This window comes from Stenotrophomonas sp. TWI819 (assembly GCF_039673075.1).
GTDB classification, from domain to species: domain Bacteria; phylum Pseudomonadota; class Gammaproteobacteria; order Xanthomonadales; family Xanthomonadaceae; genus Stenotrophomonas; species Stenotrophomonas rhizophila_B.
Genome location: NZ_JBDJKY010000001.1, coordinates 450,276 through 472,980, shown reverse-complemented (window position 1 = coordinate 472,980; position 22,705 = coordinate 450,276). Strand labels below are relative to the sequence as shown.

At 65.8% G+C, this 22,705-nt stretch carries 15 protein-coding genes; 3 read left to right on the top strand and 12 right to left on the bottom strand.

The annotated features are described in order from the left end of the window. Positions 1-38 precede the first annotated feature (38 nt). Entirely contained in the window at positions 39-2,153 is a 2,115-nt protein-coding gene (locus ABE463_RS02050) for an alpha-glucuronidase family glycosyl hydrolase (RefSeq protein WP_346467089.1), read from the bottom strand. A gap of 111 nt (positions 2,154-2,264) precedes the next feature. Here ABE463_RS02050 and ABE463_RS02045 point away from each other — a divergent pair, with 111 nt between their 5' ends. Beyond that, the gene (locus ABE463_RS02045) at positions 2,265-3,320 is read left to right on the top strand and encodes a LacI family DNA-binding transcriptional regulator (protein WP_346467088.1); all 1,056 of its coding nucleotides are present in this window, start codon (positions 2,265-2,267) and stop codon (positions 3,318-3,320) included. A gap of 17 nt (positions 3,321-3,337) precedes the next feature. Here the strand turns inward: ABE463_RS02045 and ABE463_RS02040 are convergent, their stop codons facing one another. The 7 genes from ABE463_RS02040 to ABE463_RS02010 form a co-directional block, all read right to left on the bottom strand. Then, positions 3,338-5,890, bottom strand: a complete 2,553-nt coding sequence (locus tag ABE463_RS02040) for an exo 1,3/1,4-beta-D-glucan glucohydrolase (RefSeq protein WP_346467087.1) — start codon at positions 5,888-5,890, stop codon at positions 3,338-3,340. Positions 5,891-5,913: 23 nt separating this feature from the next. After that, positions 5,914-7,248 carry a xylose isomerase gene (xylA, locus tag ABE463_RS02035; protein WP_346467086.1) on the bottom strand — a complete coding sequence of 445 codons (1,335 nt, stop codon included), beginning with the start codon at positions 7,246-7,248 and terminating at the stop codon, positions 5,914-5,916. Between the two features lie 42 nt (positions 7,249-7,290). After that, positions 7,291-8,784, bottom strand: a complete 1,494-nt coding sequence (gene xylB, locus ABE463_RS02030; RefSeq protein WP_346467085.1) for a xylulokinase — start codon at positions 8,782-8,784, stop codon at positions 7,291-7,293. 62 nt (positions 8,785-8,846) lie between these two features. Then, positions 8,847-10,376: a tryptophan halogenase family protein gene (locus ABE463_RS02025; RefSeq protein ID WP_346467084.1), complete on the bottom strand. Its 1,530-nt coding sequence runs from the start codon at positions 10,374-10,376 to the stop codon at positions 8,847-8,849. Between the two features lie 13 nt (positions 10,377-10,389). Further along, the gene (locus ABE463_RS02020) at positions 10,390-11,409 is read right to left on the bottom strand and encodes a cupin-like domain-containing protein (protein ID WP_346467083.1); all 1,020 of its coding nucleotides are present in this window, start codon (positions 11,407-11,409) and stop codon (positions 10,390-10,392) included. A gap of 3 nt (positions 11,410-11,412) precedes the next feature. Continuing rightward, complete coding sequence (locus ABE463_RS02015; RefSeq protein ID WP_346467082.1) at positions 11,413-12,171, bottom strand: SapC family protein; 759 nt, start codon at positions 12,169-12,171, stop codon at positions 11,413-11,415. A gap of 65 nt (positions 12,172-12,236) precedes the next feature. Then, positions 12,237-15,368 carry a TonB-dependent receptor gene (locus ABE463_RS02010; protein WP_346467081.1) on the bottom strand — a complete coding sequence of 1,044 codons (3,132 nt, stop codon included), beginning with the start codon at positions 15,366-15,368 and terminating at the stop codon, positions 12,237-12,239. 295 nt (positions 15,369-15,663) lie between these two features. Here ABE463_RS02010 and ABE463_RS02005 point away from each other — a divergent pair, with 295 nt between their 5' ends. Further along, entirely contained in the window at positions 15,664-16,806 is a 1,143-nt protein-coding gene (locus ABE463_RS02005) for a LacI family DNA-binding transcriptional regulator (RefSeq protein ID WP_346467166.1), read from the top strand. Here the strand turns inward: ABE463_RS02005 and ABE463_RS02000 are convergent. The 3 genes from ABE463_RS02000 to ABE463_RS01990 form a co-directional block, all read right to left on the bottom strand. Continuing rightward, complete coding sequence (locus ABE463_RS02000) at positions 16,736-17,251, bottom strand: DUF6622 family protein (protein ID WP_346467080.1); 516 nt, start codon at positions 17,249-17,251, stop codon at positions 16,736-16,738. The two genes, ABE463_RS02005 and ABE463_RS02000, sit on opposite strands and share 71 nt — an antisense overlap. 136 nt (positions 17,252-17,387) lie before the next feature. Further along, positions 17,388-18,770 carry an aldehyde dehydrogenase family protein gene (locus ABE463_RS01995; RefSeq protein ID WP_346467079.1) on the bottom strand — a complete coding sequence of 461 codons (1,383 nt, stop codon included), beginning with the start codon at positions 18,768-18,770 and terminating at the stop codon, positions 17,388-17,390. A gap of 34 nt (positions 18,771-18,804) precedes the next feature. After that, positions 18,805-20,460 (bottom strand): acetolactate synthase large subunit, encoded by a 1,656-nt coding sequence (locus ABE463_RS01990; protein WP_346467078.1) that lies wholly within the window; start codon positions 20,458-20,460, stop codon positions 18,805-18,807. Positions 20,461-20,574: 114 nt separating this feature from the next. Between ABE463_RS01990 and ABE463_RS01985 the strand changes: the two genes are divergently transcribed. Then, positions 20,575-21,762 (top strand): hypothetical protein, encoded by a 1,188-nt coding sequence (locus tag ABE463_RS01985; protein ID WP_346467077.1) that lies wholly within the window; start codon positions 20,575-20,577, stop codon positions 21,760-21,762. Positions 21,763-21,769: 7 nt separating this feature from the next. Here ABE463_RS01985 and ABE463_RS01980 read toward each other — a convergent pair whose 3' ends face one another. Next, positions 21,770-22,690: a LysR family transcriptional regulator gene (locus ABE463_RS01980; protein ID WP_346467076.1), complete on the bottom strand. Its 921-nt coding sequence runs from the start codon at positions 22,688-22,690 to the stop codon at positions 21,770-21,772. Positions 22,691-22,705 lie beyond the last annotated feature (15 nt).

The following is a 22,705-nucleotide window of genomic DNA, read 5'->3' as shown; positions in this document are numbered from 1 at the left end:
GCGGCCGTGGGCAAGGCAGTCGCTCCAGCGTGTCTGACTCATCGTCCATCTCCCGGTGCGGAAGGAAACTGCAGGGCCTCATACCAGGCCAGCGGGTGCGGCGGTGCGGTTTCGCCGTCAGGCAACGGCCTGCCGCTCACCGACTGGAAGTACCCCACGCTGGCATCGCGCCACCACTGCGCTTCGCGGCGCTGAAGGCTGAGAAAGGCGGCGACCTGCGCATGTCGTTGCGCATCCACCCTGCCCTGCAGGCCGGCCCACGTCGCCTGCATGCCCTGCACCTGGCGTACGCCCTGCGTATAGCGCCCCACCAGTTCGTCCCACAACGGCCGTCCGGACGCCATGCGGTGATCCCACGGCACATGATGGAACCACAGCAGCAGCGGCTCCGGGACGCGCGCCAGATCCTCGTACTCCGCGGCTACCTCCGGTGAGTACTGGCCTACCGCATTGCTGCCGTGGGCGGTGCGATCGAAGCCGATGCCATGACGATCGGCGCGGTGGTAGTAGACCGATGTCCAGTCCGCGCGTGGGCCGCCGTCCACCCACGGGCCCGGCCCGTAGTGGTGCCCGCGCGCCATCAGGTGGTGCAGACCCAGCGGCGTCATGTAGTTCACCGCCGCCTCGCGCGAGTCCATCATCATCTCGACGATGGGCTGCACCACCTCGGGAGACGGCGTGAACGTCATTGCCGCCCAGTCCGCCGCGATGTCGCGGCTGGGGTGACGGGGATTCCAGGCGAGACGACCGAACGCATACCAGTTGGCCTGATCGAAGTGCGAGCCACTCCAGGTGCGGTCGTTGCCGATGTTGGCGACGCCGGCAATGCCGGTCAGAAGCTGCGCCACCGTAGCGCCCTCACCGCGGATGCGGGTGTCGGACTGCAGCGCCTCCTCATACAGTGGCCCCAGATATACCAGGTGTGTGGCGAAGCCGAGATATTCCTTGGTGATCTGGACCTCCATAATCAGTGGCGTGCGTGGCATGGCGCCGAACAGCGGATGGAACGGCTCCCGCGGCTGAAAATCGATGGGCCCGTTCTTCACCTGCACGATCACGTTCGGGAGGAATGCACCGTCCAGGCCAACAAACTCGGTGTACGCCTGCGTGGCGCGGTCTGCCGGCACGTCGTGCGCGTAAACGAAGGCCCGCCACATCACGACGCCGCCGTGCGGTGCCAGCGCGGCGGCCAGCAGGTTGGCACCGTCCGCATGCGAACGACCATAGTCCTGCGGGCCGGGCTGCCCTTCCGAGTTGGCCTTCACCAGAAAGCCGCCGAAATCCGGAATGCGCGTGTAGATCTCGTCGGCCTTGTCGCGCCACCAGCGCTGCACGGCCGGGTCGAGCGGATCGGCGGTGGTCAGCCCGCCCAGCTCGATCGGTGCGCTGAAGCGCGCGCTCAGGTACACGCGGATGCCGTAGGGTCGGAAAATGTCCGCCAGCGCCGCCGCTTTGGCGAGATAGTCCGGCGCCAGGCTCTGCGCGCTGGCATTCACATTGTTCAGCACCGTGCCGTTGATGCCCAGCGAGGCATTTGCACGCGCGTAGTCCGTGTAGCGAGGATCGCGCCATTCCGGAAGGGTCTGCCAGTCCCACAGCGAGCGGCCCGCATAGCCGCGTTCGACATACCCGTCCAGGTTGTCCCAGTGGTTGAGCAGGCGCAGCCGGAGCCGTGGCGATTCGCGCACCTCAAGCGCGTCCAGTGAGGCGCCGGTCTGCAGCAGGCGCAGCAGATGGAACACGCCGTACAGCACGCCTATGTCCTGCGGCGCGGCGACCAGCAGCACCGTGTGCCCGTCGATGTGCGCATGTCTGAGCAGGTAGCCCTCGTCACCCAGCGCCTCGATCTCCTTGCGCAGCGGCGCGATCAACACCGACGACTGCGGCGTGCCCAGCACCACGGCCGGGGCAGCGATCGCCGCTGTGTTCATCCGGGGCGCGCGACCCAGCAAGCCGCTGAGGCCTCGCACCAGCTCCTCGCGTGCGGCCCGCTGCGTCGGCGTCTGATCAGGGGCCACCACCTCCCCGAGGTGCGTGCGGTAGTCCGCCGCGAGTGCAGGTTGCAGCGGTGCATAGCGCATCCAGAGGGCGTAGCCGTCCTCCGCGCGAACGTTGCCCGTGAACGCCAGCAATACCGCGGCAGCAACCAGCATCCAGTGACACCGCTCGACATTCCGACGGGGCCGTGGCGTCGCCCCTAAACCTTGTAAGCTCAGGCCGTGCCCGCCTCGCGGCAGCGTCACGAAGAACAAAGGCAAGACGTATTGGACAAGCCGAAGAAATCGGTCCGCCGCAAAACCAGTGGCGTGACGATCGACGAGGTAGCGGCCCTGGCCGGGGTATCGCCGATGACGGTGTCGCGCGCGATCAACCACGGAAAAGTGCGGGAGGTCACGCGCGAGCGCGTCCTGCGCGCGGTGCGTGAACTGGGCTATACGCCCAACCTGGCCGCCAGTTCGCTGGCTGCCGCGCAGCACACGCGCATCGCGCTGATCTACACCAATCCCAGCGGTGCCTACCTGCGCGAGCTGCTGGTCGGCCTGTTGCGGGTTGCCGCCAACGCCGCCATCCAGCTGGTCATCCACTACTGGGACAACTTCGATCCCGAGGCCGAACGCAAGGCTGCACGTGCCTTGGCCGGTCGGGTGGACGGGGTCATTCTGCCGCCCCCGCTGTGCGAATCGCAGGTCGCCGTGAACGAGCTGGTCATGGCAGGCATCCCGGTGGTTGCCATCGCATCGGGGCACCTGAGGGACGATATCTCCTGCGTCCGCATCGACGACTTCCACGCGGGCAAGGAGATGGCTGAACACCTGATCCAGCACGGTCACCGCCGGATCGGCTTCATCCGCGGCCGCAACGACCTCAGCGCGAGCGCGCGACGCTACGATGGGTTTGTCAGCGCCCTGAATGACGCCGGGCTGGAGGTCGACCCCGACCTGGTCCAGCCGGGCGATTACACCTACCGCTCGGGTCTTGCCGCGGCCGAGACGCTGCTGTCCCATCGCCGGCCGCCGACCGCGATCTTCGCCAGCAACGACGACATGGGCGCTGCGGCGATCTCCGTCGCGCACCGGCGCGGCCTGGAGGTGCCCCGCGATCTGTCGGTGGTGGGCTTCGATGACACCTCGGCTGCCACGACGGTCTGGCCGGAGCTCACGACCCTCCATCAGCCGATCGCCTCGATGGCCGATGCCGCCATCGATATCCTGCTGCGCACCATCCGCCGCAGGTCCGACGACGCGCGCGTGCTGACGGACCATGTCGTGCCCCACCGGCTGGTGATGCGCGATTCGGTCGCGAGCCCGTCCAAGCGTTGATCGTGCAGCACGCATGGTCACGCGCCCGGGCATGCGAGGGTGGTCTCCGCTTCGTTCAAGGCACCCAGCGCGACACGGGATACCGACAACGTCATCGGCCCTGCCGTGGCCAGTGACCAGGGGCGATCCAGCTTGCCGATGTCCGCGCCAGCCGCCGCCAGGCACTTCAGCGGTATGCCCACGCGCGTCCATTGGCCCACCGGCAGCGTTGCCAGCGTCGGTCCGATCGCAATACGTGCCGAGCAGCCCGTACCGCACCCCACCCGCAACCAGGCCTCGCCCAGGGGTGCGGCATCAACGCGCAATGTGGTCAGCAGCATCAGGTCGCCGTTGCTCTCGCGCTGCAGATCCAGCGGTGTGTGCGACTGCAGCGCGACAATCGCTTCGCCCTTGCCCGACCAGGCCAGGCGACGGCCGTCTTCCTGCGCCAGGTGATCCACGCCGGTGACGTGCAGCAGATCGCCATCGAGGGATTCCGGCACCTGGGTGACGGTGACCCCCTGCCCCGTACTGCCTTCCAGTCGCAGCGCCATGCCGGCCCCGGCATCGCCACGCGTAAAGAACACGCCGGTGGCCCCTTCATTGCCGGTGAGGCCGGAGGCTTCCGGCAGCGCGGCCAGGTTGCCGTTGTCAGCGTAGGTCAGGCCGAAGCCGAAGGCGAAGAGCGGGTCGTAATCTTTCTGGCCCACGTTGTTGGCGTACTGGGTCGCAGTGCGCGGCCAACTGAAGCTCAGCGTGCCCTTGAAGTCGTGCTGCACGCTGCCATCGGGTTTTCGCAGCAGCACATCGGCAACGCCTGCCCCTTCCGAGCCAGGCAACCACGCCGCCACGAAGGCATCCGCGGCGTTGATCTCCCGGTTCACCCACAGCGGGCGCCCACTGAGAAACACGGCGATCACGGGAATGCCGTCGGCCTTGAGCCGCTTGATCAAAGCAAGATCCGTGTCATCGCCCGGCTTATAGGCCAGTGTCGGCAGATCGCCCTGGAACTCGGCATACGGGTTCTCGCCGAACACCACCACGGCAACATCCGGTTTTGTCGCGTATCGGCCATCCACCGCAAGTACCGCTTCGCCCCCGGCGGCCTTCGCCTGCTGCGCGATGCCTTCGTAGATCGTGTCCGCATTCGGGAAGTCCTTGCGGGTCGTGCCGGTGCCCTGCCAGTTCAGCGTCCAGCCGCCGGCCTGCTTGCCGACGTCATTGGCGCCATCACCGGCCACCAGGATGCGTTGCTTCGGCGACAGCGGCAGCACGCCGCCCTGGTTCTTCAACAGCACCAGCGACTCGCGCACCGCCTGGCGTGCCACCGCACGATGCGCGGGTGCGCCGATCAGCGCGAACTGGCCGCCGACCGCGCGCGAGGACGGTTTGCCGGCCTCGAACAACCCCAGCCGCATCTTGACCCGCAGGATCCGGCGCACGGCGTCATCCAGGCGTGCCTGGGTGATGGTGCCGGCCTTCACCGCCGCCAGGGTGGTGTCGTAGAAACCCTTCCAGCTGTCCGAGGCCATGGCCATGTCCAGGCCGGCGTTGATGGTGGCGGGGCAATCGGTGGTGGTGCAGCCCTTCACCTGTCCATGGCCGTTCCAATCGCCTACGACGAAGCCACCGAAGTTCATGCGTCCCTTCAGTGCATCGGTCAGATAGGCCTTGTGGCCGTGCATCTTTTCGCCGTTGACGCTGTTGAACGAGGCCATCGCGGTCTGCGCGCCCGCAGCGATGGCCGGCGGGTAGCCGGCCGCATGGAGACGGACCAGCTCGGCCTCGCTGATCCGGGTGTCGCCCTGGTCCTTGCCATCGGTGGTGCCGCCATCGCCGAGGAAGTGCTTCACCGAGGCAATCACATGGCGACCGTCAAGGAAGCTGGGCGATCCCACCTTGCCCTGCAGGCCTTCGACCATCGCACCGGCATAGCTGGCCACCACCTCGGGCGATTCGGAGTACCCCTCATACGTGCGGCCCCAGCGATCGTCCTGCGGCACCGCCACGGTCGGTGCGAACGTCCACTCCATCCCGGTCGCACGGGTCTCCAGCGCGGTGATCTCACCGATCCGGCGCAGCAGCGCCGGGTTGCGGGTCGCGCCCAGCCCGATGTTGTGCGGGAACAAGGTCGCACCGATGATGTTGCTCTGCCCGTGCACCGCATCGATCCCGAACAGCACCGGAATCGCCTTGCCGCCCTGCGTGGTATCCATCGAGGCGGCATAAAACGCATCGGCCAGCGCCAGCCATTCGGCAGGCGATGCATCGTACCGGCCACCGGGATCGGAGTTGCCGCCGGCCAGGATGGAGCCCAGCCGGTAGCGGCGCAGGTCGTCCGGCGTGATGCTGGCAATATCCCCCTGCACCAGTTGGCCGACTTTTTCCTCCACTGTCATGGTGCCCATCAGGTCGGTGATGCGTTTTTCCAGTGCCGGATCGGGAGGCAGCGGCCACGCCACCTGGGGCCAGGGATTGGCGTCGGTCCGGGCGGGAACCGCGGTCGTGTCGTCGCCCTTGCAGCCGACAAGCGTGAGCAGCAGCGCGGCCATCAGCAATCCGGTGCGGCCCGTGGCGTGGTGGTGGGTCATGGCGCTCCTCCTTGCCGCCGCGCTCAGCGCAGCAGGTACTGGTTGATCAGGTTCTCGTAGCGCTCCTGCCTGCCGCTGATCTGGCGAGGCTCGCCGCCCTTGGCACCCAGTGCGGCCAGATCCGTGAGGCTGAGCGCGCCGCGGGCAAACTCCTTGCCGGCACCGCTGTCGAAGCTGGCATAGCGCTCGGCGCGCCACTGCTCCCAGGGCGAGTCGTTAAGCAGCCCATGGGCGACTTCCAGCCCACGGGCGAAGGCATCCATGCCACCGATATGGGCAATGAACAGGTCGTCCAGATCAGTCGACTCACGCCGCACCTTGGCATCGAAGTTCAAGCCGCCTTCCAGGCCCCCCTGGCGCAAGACCACCAGCATCGCGCCCACCGCGTCGTACAGATCGGTCGGGAACTGGTCGGTATCCCAGCCGTTCTGTGCGTTGCCGCGGTTGGCGTCGATGCTGCCCAGCAGGCCATGGTCCGAGGCCACCTGCAGATCGTGTTCGAAGGTGTGGCCGGAAAGCGTTGCGTGGTTGGCCTCGATGTTGAGCTTGAAGTCCTTGTCCAGACCATGCTCCTTCAGGAAGCCGGTCACCGTCGCGCTGTCGAAATCGTACTGGTGCTTCATCGGCTCCATCGGCTTGGGCTCGATCAGGAAATTGCCCGTCAGGCCGATGCTGCGGCCGTAGTCGCGCGCCATCGTCAGGAACCGCGCGAAATGGTCGACTTCGCGCTTCATCTGGGTGTTCACCAGCGAGGCATAGCCTTCGCGGCCGCCCCAGAACACGTAATGCTCGCCGCCCAGTTCAACGGTCGCCTCCAGCGCCGCTTTCACCTGTACCGCGGCGCGCGCGACGACGGCGAAATCGGGATTGGTCGATGCACCGTTCATGTAGCGCGGATGCGAGAACAGATTGGCCGTGCCCCACAGCAGTTTGATGCCCGTGGCGTCCTGGCGCGCCTTGGCCAGGCCCACCATGTGTTTCAGGTTCTTCTCGTACTGGCCCACATCCTCGGCGTCCGGCGCCAGGTCGATATCGTGGAAACACCAGTACGGCACACCCAATTTGGTGAAGAACTCGAAGGCCGCGTCCACCTTCGCCTCGGCCGATGCCAGCGGCGCGCCGACCTCCCAGGGGAAATGGCGCGTGCCCGGACCGAACGGATCGTGCCCGGCGTTGCAGAAGGTGTGCCAGTAGCAGACCGCGAAGCGCAGATGCTCTTCCATGGTCTTGCCACCGATGATCTTGCCCGCGTCGTAGACCTTGAAGGCGAGCGGGTTATCCGAACCCCTGCCTTCGAAGGGGATCCGGCCGATGCCGGGGAAGTATTCCTTGGCGCCGATGAAGGGCTGCGTGCTCATGGTGCGGTGTCCTGTCGTTGTGCGAGGGGTCGCGTAGAGGAATCAGCCGCGATACAGCGGCGTGAGGGCGTCGAGATGGCGCAGAAAACGGGCGTACGCCGTGGCGTAGGCCTGGGTGCGTGCCGGATCCGGGCGCGCGGAAAGCTGGGGTGCGAGCGCGACATGCTGATCAGCGATGTCGGTGATCGAGGCGGTATCGCCGCGTGCACGACCCACGGCCCATAACGCCTGCAACGCGGCACCGAACGCCGCGCCTTCGGCTTGCGTCGGTACGTCCACCGGCAGGCCGAACACATCGGCCACCAGTTGCCGCCACTGCGCGCTGTTGCTGCCACCGCCGGTGAGCACGATGCGCTCGAACGTCATGCCGGCGCGAACGAACGCATCAAAGCCGTACTTCAGGCTGTAGGTCGCCCCTTCCATGGCGGCGCGGTAGATATGCGCCGGGGTCATGTTGGTCGTGTCCAGACCGGCCAGCACGCCCTTGCCCAGCGGCAGGTCCGGCGTGCGCTCACCATTGAGGAACGGCAGCATTACCAGTCCGTCGGCCCCGGGCGGCGTGGCCCGCAGGTGGGCATCGCCGTCGCGGGTGCTGAAGCCGAACGCCGCGGCGACCTGTTCGGTTGCCACGGTGCAGTTCATCGTGCAGATCAGCGGCAGCCAGCCACCGGTGGAGGAGCAGAACGCGGCCCATGCGCCGTCCGGATCGACCACCGGCGTATCGGCGTAGGCAAACAGGGTGCCCGAGGTGCCCAGGCTCATCGCCAGGCGACCGGGCGCGACGCAGCCGGTGCCGATGGCCGCCATCATGTTGTCGCCGCCCCCGACCGCGACCTTGACGGCGCTGGGCAGCCCCAGTTCGGCCGCGGCGGCAGGGTCGATGTCGTACACCTCATCGGGTGCGGCAATGCGCGGCAGGCAGGCGGTCAGGTCGCGCGCCGGATCGGTGGCGCGCAGCAGCTCGGTCGACCAGGTGCGGGTGCGTACATCCAGCCAGCCGGTGCCCGAAGCATCCCCGTACTCGCAGAAGCGCTGGCCGGTCAGTACGAAGTTGAGGTAATCGTGCGGCAGCAGGATGGTGGCCAGCCGCGCGTAGGCGTCGGGGCGGTGCGTTTTCGTCCAGGGCAGCTTGGAGGCCGTGTAACCGGTCAGGACAGGATTGCCGGCCAGTGCGATGGTGCGCGCCACGCCGCCCGCCGCCTCCATGATCTGCGTGCACTCGGCGGAGGTGCTGGTGTCGCACCATAGTTTGGCCGGCGCGAGGACCTCCCCTGCCGCATCCAGCGGGACGAAGCCGTGTTGCTGGCCCGAGACGGCCAGCGCAGCGATCCGCGATCGCACCGATGGATCAAGGGCGTGGAAGCAGGCGTGCAGTGCCGCGACCCAGTCCGACGGCTGCTGTTCGCGGCTGCCATCGGCGGCGGAGGTCAGGCTCAGCGGCATACTGGTACTGGCGACCAGGCGGCGCCCGGCAGGGTCGTACACCACGACCTTGAGGCTTTGCGTACCCGCATCGATTCCGGCCACCAGATCCATGTCCTGCACTCCGTTCGTTAAAAGGTAGCGCTACCATTTCTGTGCGACAGCGTGGTGTTCCGTTACGCCACGGCGGTGCCCCGCGACCACACCTGCGGCGCCGCCTTGGAGTACTGTTCGATGAAGGTGGCCTGCGACGGCATCGTCGCGACCGCCTGCTCGATCGGCTGCCGGAGCCGCGTCAGCAGCGTGCGCAGGTCCGCGTCATTGATGGCAGCGGCCAGCGGATGCGGCGCTCCCGGCTGGATGCCCTGCCCCATCAACACGCTGGTCCACGAGTCCACGCGGAACAGCTCACCCGGGTCCTGCCAGGCGTGTGCACGTTCGCGCCATGCGCGCAGCCGGACCGCGAGCGACTCGGGCAGCGCCATTTCGCGACACGCCTTCCACATCGGCTCGTCGCGTTGGTTGGCGTGGTAGTGCAGGATGATGAAATCGCGCACATGTTCCATCTCCTGGCGGCTGACCTCGTTGTACAGGTCCACCAGCGTCGGGCTGATGCCGTCGGACGGGAACAGCTGGATCAGGCGCACCACCGCGCTGATGGTCAGGTGGATGCTGGTCGATTCCAGCGGCTCGATGAAACCACTGGCAAGCCCGAGTGCCACCACGTTCTTGTTCCAGGCCTTCAACCGGCGTCCACTGCGGAACGGCACCAGCCAGGGGTCCCGCAGGGGCGGGCCGTCAACATCGCGCAGCAGCTTGGCCTGTGCCTCGTCATCGGACATGTGGCGGCTGGAGAACACCAGCCCGCAGCCGACCCGATGCTGGAGCGCGATATGCCAGCGCCAGCCGGCTTCGTGCGCGATCGCGCGGGTGTACGGAACCGGCGGCCCGACCGATTCGGTCTGCACCGCAACGGCGCGATCACTGGGCAGCCATTCATTCCAGTCTTCGTAGCCGGTATGCAGGGTCTGCTCGGTCAACAGACCGCGGAACCCGGTGCAGTCGATGAACAGATCGCCTTCGATGACCTGTCCGTCTTCCAGCACCAGTGCCGCCACGGCGCCGTCATGGGCATGTTGCCGGACCTCGCGGATCTTGCCTTCCACCCTGCGCAGCCCGTGGGCTTCGGCCTTGCGCCGCAGGAATTTCGCATAGAGCCCGGCGTCGAAGTGATACGCGTAATTGACCTGTGGCTGGGTCTGCAGCGAGAACCGGTCTGCACGCGAGGCGACGCTTTCAAGACAGAAGTCGCCCAAGTCCGAGGGCATGCCACGGCGCAGGCTGTCCAGCCAGAAATGATGGAAGGGCGTGGCCCAGGTCCCCTGCCCGATCGTACCGAACGGATGGATGAAGCGATCCCCGGGGCGACGCCAGTTCTCGAACGAGATCGACAGCTTGAACGTGCCGGCCACGGCCTGCAGGAATTCCTGCTCATCGATCTGCAGGAAGCGATGGAACGCTCGGATCGGCGGCACGGTGGATTCGCCGACACCCACGGTTCCGATCTGCTCGGACTCCACCAGGGTGATGTCCAGCTGGTCGCGGAACTGATGGGACAACGCACAGCCGGCCAGCCAGCCTGCGGTGCCGCCTCCGGCGATGACGACCTTGCGGATGCGTCCTTGCGATGCGTTCGCCACGTTCAATGCGATGCTCCCATCAGCGGTTGAGTCGAGCCAGCAGTTGGGCGCGCGTACGCCGCGCCTGCGTCTCGTCGAACGGTGCCAGTTCACCCCGGGCAGCGTCGGGAAGGTGTTGCCCGGCGCGCTCGCCGGGGCCGAACACGTAGTACTGGAAGATCGTGGCCCACGCCTGCTTCTCGCGAGCAGGCAGATCGCGCAGCGCCCACATCGCATGCTGGAGCGCCGGCAGCGGTGAGGGAAGGAAGTTCGGCGAACTGCGCCACCAGTAGTTCACCAGCACGTTGAACGGCTCAAGGCTGCGCACGTGGTGCCACCACATGCTGGGGATGAAGATGGCATCGCCGGGCTCAAGCACGGCGGTCCGGGCGCTGGCGAGCGCATCACGGAACCGGGGGTGGCGGGCGAAATCCGGACGATCGATATCCACCACGCTGACCACCTGTCCCCCCGGCGTGGGGTCCAGCGGGCCCGGGTACAGATTGTCGATCTGCTCCGGCGGAAACAGGGTGAACCGGCGCCGGCCGACGGCGCAGCACGCCAGGTTGTCGGGCGTGTCGAAATGGCAGGATGCGGTCACGCGGTTGCCGATCCAGATGCTCGCCGAGGCGTCGATGCCCTGCCCGGCCAGGCCGGCATCGTTGTACTGCGCGAACCCGGGCAGTGCCCGATCGATCAGCAGCGAGGCGACATAGTAGGTAGGCGGCCGTGGCGCATCGAGGGTCGCGGCAATCTCGTCCAGCACCTGCGTCAGCAGGCCGCGCCGGACCTCGACATTCAACTGCGTGAAATCCGCGGTGTAGAACGGACGTCCGTCGATCTCCGGCCCGCCGAAGGAGTACGGCACCGGCACGCCGGCCTCGAAGCCTCGCAGATAGGCCATTGCTTGCTGCGTGGAGTGCAGCCCGGCCTGTACCAGCGCCCAGTCGCGCGCGATCCCGCGCAGCACCACCGGTTCCCCGGCGGCCACCAGCGCCTCCAGCGGAAGCGCGCCGGGCTCCAGGTCTTCCAGTATCTGCATGGCAACGGCGTCGAGCACCGGTCAGTTCCTGCCCGCAGCGACAGCACTATCGGACATGCGCAGGCGACGTTGCTTTTCGGCGATCAGGCGTCGCATGTTGTGCAGCGATGACAGCATCAGGTAAGTGCCTTCCAGATAGCCGGCGCGGTTGAGTTCGGCCAGCGCGGGACCGTCCAGCAGGGCCAGGCGGTCACGGTCGATCGCGTGCAGGCCGTTGACACCGATCCGGTGCTGCGGATCGATCTGCACGTCGAGCGTGATCGGTTGAATCAGCCCGTGTGCATCGAGCGTGGCAAACATCTGCGCACCAAAGGCATGGCCATCGTGAATGCCACGCAGCACGCCGGCGATATGGTCCAGATAGGGCGTGTTGCCCCCCTGCGGCAGGAACACCGGCTCACCCTGCATCGCGTTGACGCGCGGATGGTCCAGGTCTACGTGCAGCACGGCCTCCTGGGTAAGCTCGCCGTCGATCCGGTTCTCCTGGAAGCCGATGAGGAACGGCCCCTTGGCCGCAGCCCCGGGCAGGTAGGACGCATTCCAGCGCCCGTCCTGCAGGAACAGATTTTCGTGTTGCTCGAACCCCAGCAGCGCCACCGACTGCCAGTCACCTGTCGTGGTGTCCTTGCGGAGGAAGAGCGGATATTCGCGCTGCAGCTCGGCGAACTCACTCGGGTAGGCCGGCACCATGCCCACCGCATCGCCGAATTCAGGTCCGAAGCCGGTGGTCACACGCAGGTCGCGATGGGCGATGTTGTTGAGCATTTCGTAACGCGGCATGGTGTTGTTCAATCCTCTCAGGAGCCGTGAACAGGTGCCGCTGCCTCAGCAGCGGCACCCACCGTTCAGAACCTGTAACGAACGCCGAGCATGTACCGCGGGCTCTGGTCCGCCAGTTTCACGATCATCTGCGAGGTGCGCGAGCGCCAACGGACGTCCTCACCGGTCAGGTTGATCGCCTCAAGACCGAACGACCAGTGATCATCCAGGGTGTAGTTCACACTGAGATCCCACTGTTCGTACGCTTCCACGTAGTACGGATTGCGACTGGTCCCCTGGTTGGCGAGGATCAGGTACTGGTCACGCCAGTTCCACGCCAAGCGCACCGACCAACCATATTTTTCGTACATTAGCACGGCGTTTGCGGTGTCACTGAGGCCGGTCAGCGCGAACTGGTCGATGCCCGGGTCGCCCCCGTTGTTGTAGCCGACATCGCCATCCACCAGGGTGTAATTGGCGAGGACGCCAAAGCCGGTATCGCCGAAGAAGTACTGGCCACCGAGCTCCCAACCGTGCAGTTTTGCCTGGTTCTGGTTGATGGGACGGTTGACGCTGAACTGGTAGAGCGGATCATCGCCCTCCCCGTACAGGTCATAGGCCGCCTCGGTCGCCAGAACCTGCGCGTCGGTACCGTTATAGGCGCCCAGTCCGGCCGGATTGTTGCGCAGCAACGCCAGCGCGGTGAACAGGGCCGTATCGTTGGCCGAGCAGGCCGCCGCATTGGCCGCACCGACCTGGGTGATACAGGCGCCGCTGTTGAGGAACGCCAGCGCGGCCTGCGCATCCGGACCGGCGGTGGGATCCCTCAGCCCATACAGATTCTCCTGCACGATGGTGTTGCCGATGAAGTTGTTGACGGACTTGTTCCAGTACGTCAACGACACGTAGCTCGCGTCGGCGAAGTACCACTCCAGCGCCAGGTCGAGATTGTCCGACTCCAGCGGCTTCAGCTGCGGGTTCTGTGCGGTGCCGCTGGCCCGCGAAGACGGATCGATCAGCACCGAGCCAAACGGTTGCTGTGCGGTCGGGCCTGCGTAGAGGTTGCCGATCGGCGCGCGCGCGATGCTCTTGCCGAACGAGACGCGTGCCTTGAGGTCGTCCATGAGGTCGATGCTGAAGTCGAGGTTGGGCAGGATGTAGCTGTAGCTGTTCTTTTCGGTGAACGGCTGTTGCTCATCGGACAACACCACACGGAAGTCGTTGTTGGACTGCCATTCGATGGACTCCGGGATGGCGATGACGGACGTCGACACCACATCGGTGGTCTCATAGCGCACGCCCAGGCGGGTATTGGTGCGCAGGCCGCCCAGCTCGCCGTCCAGCTCGACCTGGAAATAAGCCGACTTGGTCTTCTCCTCCACCAGGTTGTCGGCGGCGCGCTGCGGGCTCACGCCGAGACTGGCGCCATAGTTGTCCGCCGCCCATTGCGCCAGGCGGCCCGCATCGCCGCGCCAGGCGGTGAAGCTGTTGGCATTGAAGTCGTTGAACAACCCGACAATGTTGACTGGCTGCAGCAGGTCCATCAGCCCGTTGGCCACATCCCCGTCAACGTTGGCCACGCCCCAGTCGCCCAGAGTGCTGTAATTCTCCGCGGCCTGGATCCGGTGGGTGGTCTGCTTGCTGGAGTCGACGCCAAACTGGAAGCGCCCCCGGTCGAAGCTCCATTCACCGTCGACCCGCCCCTGCTTGATCTCGCTGACCTGGGTCTGCGAATTGATGCGCAGCACCTGCGAACCAATCTCGCCCGGTACGAAGCCGGGGTTGACCACGCCATTGGTCTTGGCGATGGCATCGGCCGTGCTCGGGTACCAGACCTGGGTGCCCACCGGCAGGCCGTTGTTGAAGTTCATTTCCTGCACCCACGACCCACCGCAGTGCGGCCCGGTGGTGCAGTTGTTGGTGCCGGCGATGCTGCTGAAGATGGAGCCGCCACCGGTGAGCGGATCGTTCGGCCGACTTTCGTTCTTTGAATTGTGCGCGTCAAAAGTCAGCTTGAACCGGTCGGTGACGTTCCACAGTGCATTGAAGCCGAGCGATCCCAGCTTGTACTTCTGCATGCTGCGCTGCTGTTCAAGCCCGAAATCCTTGGTCCCGGCGATTTCACGGATATAGACCGGGGTTGCGACCGCACCGCTGGTGTCGAACGTGACATCGGTGTAGTTGCTGTTCTGCAGCCACATGCCCTGTTCGCCACGATTCTCGGTGATCTCGTTCGTCGAATAGGTGTAGTCCAGGGTCAGGGTCACCGCATCGGTCGGTGCGAACTGCAGCACCGCCTGGCCATTGATGCGCTCACGTTCGAACTCGGAGAACGCATAGCGAAGGTCGTTCGGACGACCGTACAGCGCGCCCACCGCCGGTGCATTGACCACGGTCGGGTTGCCGGGCATCGTGCCGGTCCACGGCTGGATGTTCCAGTAGTTGTTGGTGGCCTGCACCGAGCCACCCTTGCGCTTCTGGTAGCTCGCACTCACGCCAACGCCGAAGGTCTTGTCCGGGTTGCTGTAGCTGAAGATGCCGGACAGTTCGGGCGTCAGATCGCTGTCGAATGGCTGGCTCTGGTCGGAGACGACCTTGGCGCCGGCACTGGCCACGGTGCCGTCATGATCGAACGGGCGTCCGGTCAGGATGTTGATGGTGGCGCCGATACCGCCGCTGGGGACATTGGCCTGGCTGGTCTTGTAGACCTCGATGCCATTGATGGATTCGGCGGCCAGCTGGGCGAAGTTGAAGGCACGGGTACCTCCGTCCACACCGCCGATGGCGACCTGCCCCGATGCGCCGAACGCATCCGCGCCCGGCATCTGCCGCCCATTGAGCGTGACCATGTTGAACTGTGGACCAAAGCCACGCGCGGTGACCTGTGCACCTTCACCATCACGGCGTTCGATGGAGATGCCGGTGATGCGCTGCAGCGACTCGGCCAGGTTGGTGTCCGGGAACTTGCCGATGTCCTCGGCACTGATGGCATCCACCACGCCGGCCGAGTCGCGCTTGATGTCCATCGCCTGGCTGAGGCTGTTGCGGATGCCGGTGACCTGCACGGTGTCCAGCTGTGTCGGGCTGGGCTGGGCCTGCGGCTGGGCCACGGGTGCGGGCGTTGGCGCGTCCTGCGCAAATGCGGGATTGATGACCAGGACGCCACCCACAAAGGTAAACATGGCCCTGGAGGTGAACTTCGCCAGCGTGCGGCTCATGAACGAGCCCCCCGGCCTTGGGTACGACGGAACGTAGAAGCGCTCATGACTCTCCCCTCTGACATAACGATCGAATGGATGTACCGCCCCTCCTGGGGGCACGTACGGGCGATGCCCGTCTTCCACACCGAACATCGCAGCGCGCTGTGCGTGCTGCGACTCACACTCGCTTTCAGGCTTGCCAGAACAGCCGCGTGGTAAAGGGGGGGTACCCGCTGGCCTTACCCCGGCACAGTGGTAGCGCTACCATCACGTCACGGGCGCAGACTAATCACCCGTGGTCGCGCTTGTCATCATGCAGCGCAGCAAAGGAGCCCAGGTCGTGAAGCACAGCCCCAAAGCGGCCCGTCGCAAGGCAAGCGCCATCACCATCGATGATGTGGCCGCGCATGCAGGCGTTTCGGCGATGACGGTGTCGCGCGTGATCAACGGCCACGCCGGTGTGCGCGAAGGCAACCGTGCGCGCGTCATGCGCAGCGTGCGCGACCTGGACTACCGGCCCAATCTGGCGGCCAGCACGCTGGCGGCGGCGCAACACACCTGCATCGCGTTGATCTACACCAACCCCAGCGCCAGCTACCTGCGCGAACTGCTGGTCGGCGCGCTGCGCGGCTCCACCCGGGCCGCGGCGCAGCTGGTGATCGCCACCTGGGATGAGCTGGGCACCCAGGCGCGTCGCGACGCCGCGCGGCAACTTGCCAGCAGCGTGGCGGGCGTGATTCTTCCTCCGCCCCTGTGCGAATCGAACGACATCGTCGACGAATTCGTGACCGCGGGCATTCCCGTCGTCTCTATCGCATCCAGCCATTTCAGCGACAGGCTGTCCTGCGTGCGCATCGATGATCGTCGCGCCAGCCACGAGATGGTGTCGCATCTGATCGCGCACGGGCATACCCGCATCGGCTACATCACCGGCGATCCGAACCAGACGGCCAGTGCGCACCGCTGGCAGGGCTACCGCGATGCGCTCGCCGATGCAGGGATCGGCTACGACGACACACTCATCCAGCCCGGTTACTTCACGTACCGCTCGGGGCTGGAGGCGGCCGAACGGCTGTTGGCCCTTCATCTGCCGCCCAGCGCGATTTTTGCCAGCAACGATGACATGGCATCGGCCGTGGTTTCCGTCGCGCACCGTCGCGGCCTCGATGTGCCGCGTGATCTGTCGGTGGTGGGCTTCGATGACACCTCCGCCTCCACGATGGTGTGGCCGGAACTGACCACCATCCATCAGCCCGTGGCGGAGATGGCCGACACCGCCATCGACATCCTCCTGCGGGAGATCCGACGCCCCGCCTCCTCGGTACGGGGCACCATCAATCAGGTCCTTTCGCACCAGCTGGTCACGCGCGCGTCCGTCGCCCGTCCTACACGGTCGGCATCACGGCAGCCGGCACTTGGCGCGAGGCACGCAGGTATCGCAGGTACTTCCCGATGAAGATGCCGGTGAACGCACCTGACAGGAGCAGGTAAGCGGCACGGAAACCGGCATCGACGTTGAGCGATGGGGACACGGACAGCGCGACCTCGAAGCCGTACTTCACCGCAAAGGTGACCAGCAGCAACGGCAGGAGGCTGTAATCCGCACTGCGCCACAGCGTCCCCGACGCCGCATTGAGGGTCAGCGTTGCCCGCCGCAGCAGCAACCACCCCAGACCCATGCCCGCCGCGATGCCCACCAGCCACTCGCCCCAAGCCTCCCAGGACGCGCCGAAGCGATGGCCCAGCGACCAGATGCCCCACGCCGTGAACAGCGCCGGCACGATCGCCAGTTTCGTAAGGGAGGTTTCACCGGGCTTCATGGCCGCGACGCCACGCGTGACCAGGAGGATCAGGATCGCCCAGACCCACACGGGGGTATTCGACACGAGTTGCTGCAGCATGCTCACAGGACGTCCTTGATGTTTGGGGTGCCGGCCGTGGAGTGCCGTGCGGGAGTGGCAACATTCTCGCGTTGCACCCACCCATCACAAGTGACAGCTGTCAGGCATCAAGGAGTACAGGGTGGCATCCCAGGACTCAGCCCCGCCGCATCAGAATCATCTTCTCCTGCGACATGTCCCGCATCGTGTACGGAATACCCCCTGTGCCATAACCAGACTCGCGGCGGCCGGCGAACGGCATCCAGTCCGTGCGGAACGCAGTCGGATCATTGATCATCACGGCCGAGGCATCCAGCCGGTTGGCGGCGCGCATGGCGATGTCGATATCCTGCGCGAACACGCTGGCCTGGAACGCGGTGGGCAGGGAGTTGGCGCGAGCAATCGCATCGTCCAGGTCGGCATAGCGATAGACCGCCACCACCGGCCCGAACACCTCCTGCGTAGTGATGCGTGCATCACCGGGGGGATCAATCAGCACGGTGGGCTGCAGGGTGGTGTCAGACAGCCGCTTGCCGCCAGCAGCCAGCTGCGCACCGCCGCTCACCGCTTCGTCAATCCACTCGCCCACGCGGTCTGCCTCGCGCGGCTGGATCAGCGGGCCCACCTCGGTGTCCTTCAGGGTCGGGTCGCCGGTTCGCAGTCGCTCGACCCGGGCGATGAGGGCCTCGGTGAAGTCGTCGGCAATGTCGTGGTGGACGAAGATGCGCTGCGTGGACACGCACACCTGACCGGCGTGGTAGTAGCCGCCCTTGACGATCGGCTCGATGATTCTGCCCAGGTCCGCACTGCGGTCGACGATGGCCGGTGCCACCCCGCCGTGTTCGAGCGCCGAGCGTGCGCCGTGTGCCAGCTTGGCGTGCAGCGACCACCCTACCCTGGCCGAGCCGATGAAGCTGAGGAAGGCAATGCGCTTGTCGGTGGCCAATGCTTCGGCCAGGTCATTGCCCTCCGGCACGAAGCTCTGGCACCACGGCTCGGGCAGTCCGGCCTCATGCACCATCGCCACGAATTCCAGGCAGGACAGCGGCGTCGCGGAGGCGGGCTTGATGATGACCGGGCACCCGACGGCGATGGCCGGGGCCACCTGGTGGACGATCAGATTCAGTGGGTGATTGAACGCCGAGATCGCCGCCACGATGCCGATGGGTTCGCGCGTGGTGAAGGCCCAGCGCGCTTCCGACGCGGCCGACAGCCCCATCGGGATTTCGCGGCCGGCGAAATTGCGCAGCTCGTCGGCCGCGTTGTGGACGCCGTCGATGGCCCGCGTGGTTTCAACGATGGCATCCGGCAACGGCTTGCCACCCTCGCGTGCAATCTGCAGGGCGAGGTGGTCGCGCTTGGCGTCCATCAAGGCGGCAAGTCTGCGCAGGATGGCGATGCGCTGGTGCGGATGGAGCCAGCCGTCGCGGTTCTTGAAGACCCGCTCGGCGGCGTCGAGCTTGCGCTCCAGCGCTGCGGCAGTGTCGAACCCGATCTCGGCGATGGGCGCGCGGTCAAAGGCCTGTACGACGGTCAACATCTTGAGCTCCTCTCGGAAGGATCAGCAGTGGCGATCATGCGCAGCCCACATCCGGCGTGCGGTTGCGCAGCTCATCCACCAGCACGCGGGTGTTTTCGGCATAGTCGATCGGCACATCCAGCACGTGGACGCCGCCGCCAGCGAAGGCGGCTTCGATCATGGGCACCAGGTCGCTTACCGCGGTCACCCGGCTCCCTTTGGCGCCATAGGCCTCGGCATACTTCACGAAATCCGGATTGCCAAAGCGCATCCCAAAATCCTCGAAGCCATCCACTGCCTGCTTCCAGCGGATCATGCCGTAGGCGCTGTCGTTGAGGATCACCACCACCAGGTTGAGTCCCAGCCGCACGGCGGTTTCCATCTCCTGCGAATTCATCATGAAGCCGCCGTCACCGCACACGGCCATGACGCGGCGTTTCGGGTACAGCATCGCGGCCATCATGGCCGACGGCAGCCCAGCGCCCATCGTGGCGAGCGCGTTGTCGAGCAGCAATGTATTGGCGACATGCGTGCGGTAGTTCCGCGCGAACCAGATCTTGTACATGCCATTGTCGAGACAGACGATGCCATCCTCCGGCATGGCCTCGCGCACGTCATGCACGACCCGTTGCGGCGTGATCGGGAAGCGGTCCTCCTCGGCGCGGTCGTTGAGACGGGCGAGGATCTTCTGGCGCAGCTCGACCATGCCTTCGTCCGCCGTCAGGCGGCCGTCCAGCCGCTCGGCCAGGGCATCCACCGAGGCGCCGATGTCGCCCAGCACTTCAATATCGGGGTGATACACCTGCTCCACCGTGGCGGACTGGAAGCTGATATGGATGACCTTGGGCCCACCACTGCTCTTCATGAGGAAGGGCGGCTTTTCGACGGTGTCATGGCCGATGGCGATGATCAGGTCCGCGCGGGCGACGGCTTCGTGGACATAGTCGCCTTCGGAGAGCGCAGCCGTTCCCATGTACAGGTTGGAGCCGCCGGTGACGGCGCCCTTGCCCATCTGCGTGTTGAAAAACGGCAGGCGGGTCCGCGCGACGAACGCGGAAAGCGCTTCGGTGAGCCACGGGCGGCTTCCGGCCGCGCCGATCATCACCAGCGGTCGTTTGGCGGCCAGGATGGCTGCTTCTGCGCGGTCGAGCGCGGCAGACGGTGCGATCGGACGCTCCAGCGGATGGACCGGGATGACGGGGATATCCTCCACCTCCTCGCCGGCGACATCCTCCGGAAGCTCCAGATGCACTGGCCCGGGGCGCTCTTCCATGGCCACGCGGAAGGCATCGCGCACGGTGGCCGGAATCGCGGCCGGGCTGACGATCTGACGCGTCATTTTCGTGAGCGGCTTCATCGAGGCCACGATATCCACGATCTGGAACCGTGCCTGCTTGGCGCTCATCACCGGCTTCTGCCCCGTGATGAGAATCATCGGCCATGCACCTAGGTGGGCATAGGCCGCGCCAGTGGAAAAATTCAGTGCGCCGGGGCCGAGCGTGGCCAGACAGACGCCGGGCCTGCCAGTGAGTCGGCCATGGGTGGCGGCCATGAACGCGGCCGCCTGCTCGTGGCGGGTAAGCACCAGCTCGATGCGCGAGGTCCGGAGCGACTCAAGGAAGTCCAGATTCTCCTCGCCCGGGACACCAAAGATGCGGTCGACGCCTTCGCTCTCCAGCGCCTTGACCAGTAGATCCGAGCCCTTCTGCATAGCGTCGATCCTTTTGGTGAGGATGGATCACTATACCCGGGGACATTTCAGGGTTTGGTGACAGCCAATTACCCACTGTGAAATCGTGCAACGTTGGCCGTGCGGCGAGCGTGTGTGTTCAAGCGATTCTTCAAGAAAAACAGCACGAAGGCGGCGGCGACCGCTGCGCTCGACGTGCGGAGGAAACGCCCTTCAGCGGGAGAGATCCGCGTCGAAGGCGCGACCGAAACGCTGTTCCTGTCTCCCTTGCCGGTGTACACCGGTCAGGTCCAGGGCTCCCGTCGGCAGTTCTCGGACATCAATGATGTGTTCCTGGATCTGGGCGGAAGCAACTGGGGGACGGTAGAGGGCGGCAAGATGCTGGCCGGTGGCATCGTCGGCCTGCTGGTGTTGGCGTTCATCGTGCCTGCGCTCATCATGCTCTACGTGGTGCTCGCCTACCCGGAGAACTTCCCGGCGCCGCTGGCGGATTTGAAGATGTTCATCCAGGTCTTCTCCGCTGGCGCGCTGCTCGGCCTCCTTCCGTTGGGAGCATTCGCTTACGGAATGTTCGGCGACGAGTTCAAAGGCGCAAAGCCCTACCCGGTGCGCTTCAACCGCCAGCGTCGCGAGGTGTGCTACATCGACCGCAACAGCGGTCGCGCCCTGATCGTGCCCTGGGAGAGTGTCGTTGCCTGGGTGTCCAATGCACAGGGCGTCACCCCGTACGGCGCGACGCGCCAGTACACCTTCGGCATGGGCCTGGAGGATGAGGAGCGGGACACCGTGCAGTTTGTCCTGCTGCCACAGCCCAGTGATTCGCACTCGCTGGGCCTGTGGGCCTCGATCCGGAACTACATGGAGGACGGGCAGTTGTTCAACGCACCCAACCCCTGGTTCCAGGCATTGGGCCTGGTCCCGACCGAGGATCGGCTGAAGCCCTATGAGGGCATGCACACGTTTGAGATCGAGCGCGAAGATGCGCGCGCGATGGGTTCCCTGGATGATGGCGGTGATGACCTGACGCCTGAGCAACGGGCGCATTACGGCTACGACAAGCGCTCCTGGTGGCCGCTTCGCCGCTGGTACCTGTGGCGTGTGTTGACCTTCTGGAAACTGCCCTACGTTCTTGCGGAATGGACCCATCGCAGGGGCCGGCCCGCGATGCCGGAGCAGGTGACGGCGTGGTCGCAGCCGTTACCCGAGACGCAATGGGCCACGCCCAGCGCCGCGCTGATGAAAGCCAATCAATTGGTGAGAACGCTGATGGACAAAAAGGGCGCGGCATTCGTTGACGCGTGCAAGGCGGCCGGGTTGCACTGAGCCGACGTCATGGTGGTGATTCGTCGTGGCGCTGCAATGCGGCGTTCAATCGCTCCGTGACCAGATCGATCACCGCAGCGGCGGCCAGAGGCAGGTGTCGGCGGCTTGGGTAGAGCACATGCATACCGCGGCCCGGGCGCCGATACATGGGCAGGACCGGGAGCAGCGCACCCGTCGCCAGATCGTGGCGCGCGATGGCGCTGGGCAGCAGTGCAATTCCCAAGCCCGCCAGTGCAGCCCGGCGCAAGGCTTGAATGGTGTTGCCACTGAATCGCGTGGCAACCTCCACCCGCACATCCACGCCATCTGGCCCCACCAGCGACCAGCTGGCGCTTCCGCCCTGCTGGGAAAAACAGACACCTTCGTGCTGTCCCAACTGCTGCAGGCTCTCGGGGGTGCCCCGTGCGGCCAGGTAGGCCGGGCTGGCGAACAGGCCGCCGTATCCGGACGGCAGGATCTGCCGTCCCACATAGGCGGAGTCCTGCGGCTGTCCGCCACGGAAGGCCACGTCGATCCGGTCGCCAATGAGATCGGCCTTGGCATCGCTCAGAATGAAATCAAGCCGCAGTTTCGGATGCTGTTCGAGGAACTCGGCCACCCACTCCATCTCGAAGAAGTGGAAGAAATCCGCAGGGGCCGCGATGCGCACGAGCCCTGCGATCTCCTGGCTTCCCATCGACAGATCCACGCCTGCGCTGCCCAGCGTGTCCACAGCCTCCACGCAGCGCCCATGGAACTGCTCGCCGGCGGCGGTGAGCACCAGCTTGCGGGTGGAGCGTTGCAGCAGGCGCGTGCCCAGCGCCTGTTCCAGGCCCTGGATACGCCGGCTCAGGGTGTTGGGCGCCATTCCCATCCTGCGGCCTGCCTCGGCGAAGCTTCCGCAGCGGACCACTTCCACGAAGAGCGCGATGTCGTTGAAATCAAGCATGCGCCTTATTACCAC

Bases quoted from the DNA above. Each gene is read 5' to 3' on its own strand.
- ABE463_RS02005 (WP_346467166.1), top strand. From the start codon at position 15,664: ATGCAGCGCAGCAAAGGAGCCCAGGTCGTGAAGCACAGCCCCAAAGCG.
- xylB (WP_346467085.1), bottom strand. From the start codon at position 8,784: ATGGATCTGGTGGCCGGAATCGATGCGGGTACGCAAAGCCTCAAGGTC.
- ABE463_RS01995 (WP_346467079.1), bottom strand. From the start codon at position 18,770: ATGTTGACCGTCGTACAGGCCTTTGACCGCGCGCCCATCGCCGAGATC.
- ABE463_RS01990 (WP_346467078.1), bottom strand. From the start codon at position 20,460: ATGCAGAAGGGCTCGGATCTACTGGTCAAGGCGCTGGAGAGCGAAGGC.
- ABE463_RS02000 (WP_346467080.1), bottom strand. From the start codon at position 17,251: ATGCTGCAGCAACTCGTGTCGAATACCCCCGTGTGGGTCTGGGCGATC.
- ABE463_RS02015 (WP_346467082.1), bottom strand. From the start codon at position 12,171: ATGCCGCGTTACGAAATGCTCAACAACATCGCCCATCGCGACCTGCGT.
- xylA (WP_346467086.1), bottom strand. From the start codon at position 7,248: ATGAGCACGCAGCCCTTCATCGGCGCCAAGGAATACTTCCCCGGCATC.
- ABE463_RS02010 (WP_346467081.1), bottom strand. From the start codon at position 15,368: ATGAGCCGCACGCTGGCGAAGTTCACCTCCAGGGCCATGTTTACCTTT.
- ABE463_RS01980 (WP_346467076.1), bottom strand. From the start codon at position 22,690: ATGCTTGATTTCAACGACATCGCGCTCTTCGTGGAAGTGGTCCGCTGC.
- ABE463_RS02040 (WP_346467087.1), bottom strand. From the start codon at position 5,890: ATGACCCACCACCACGCCACGGGCCGCACCGGATTGCTGATGGCCGCG.
- ABE463_RS02050 (WP_346467089.1), bottom strand. From the start codon at position 2,153: ATGCTGGTTGCTGCCGCGGTATTGCTGGCGTTCACGGGCAACGTTCGC.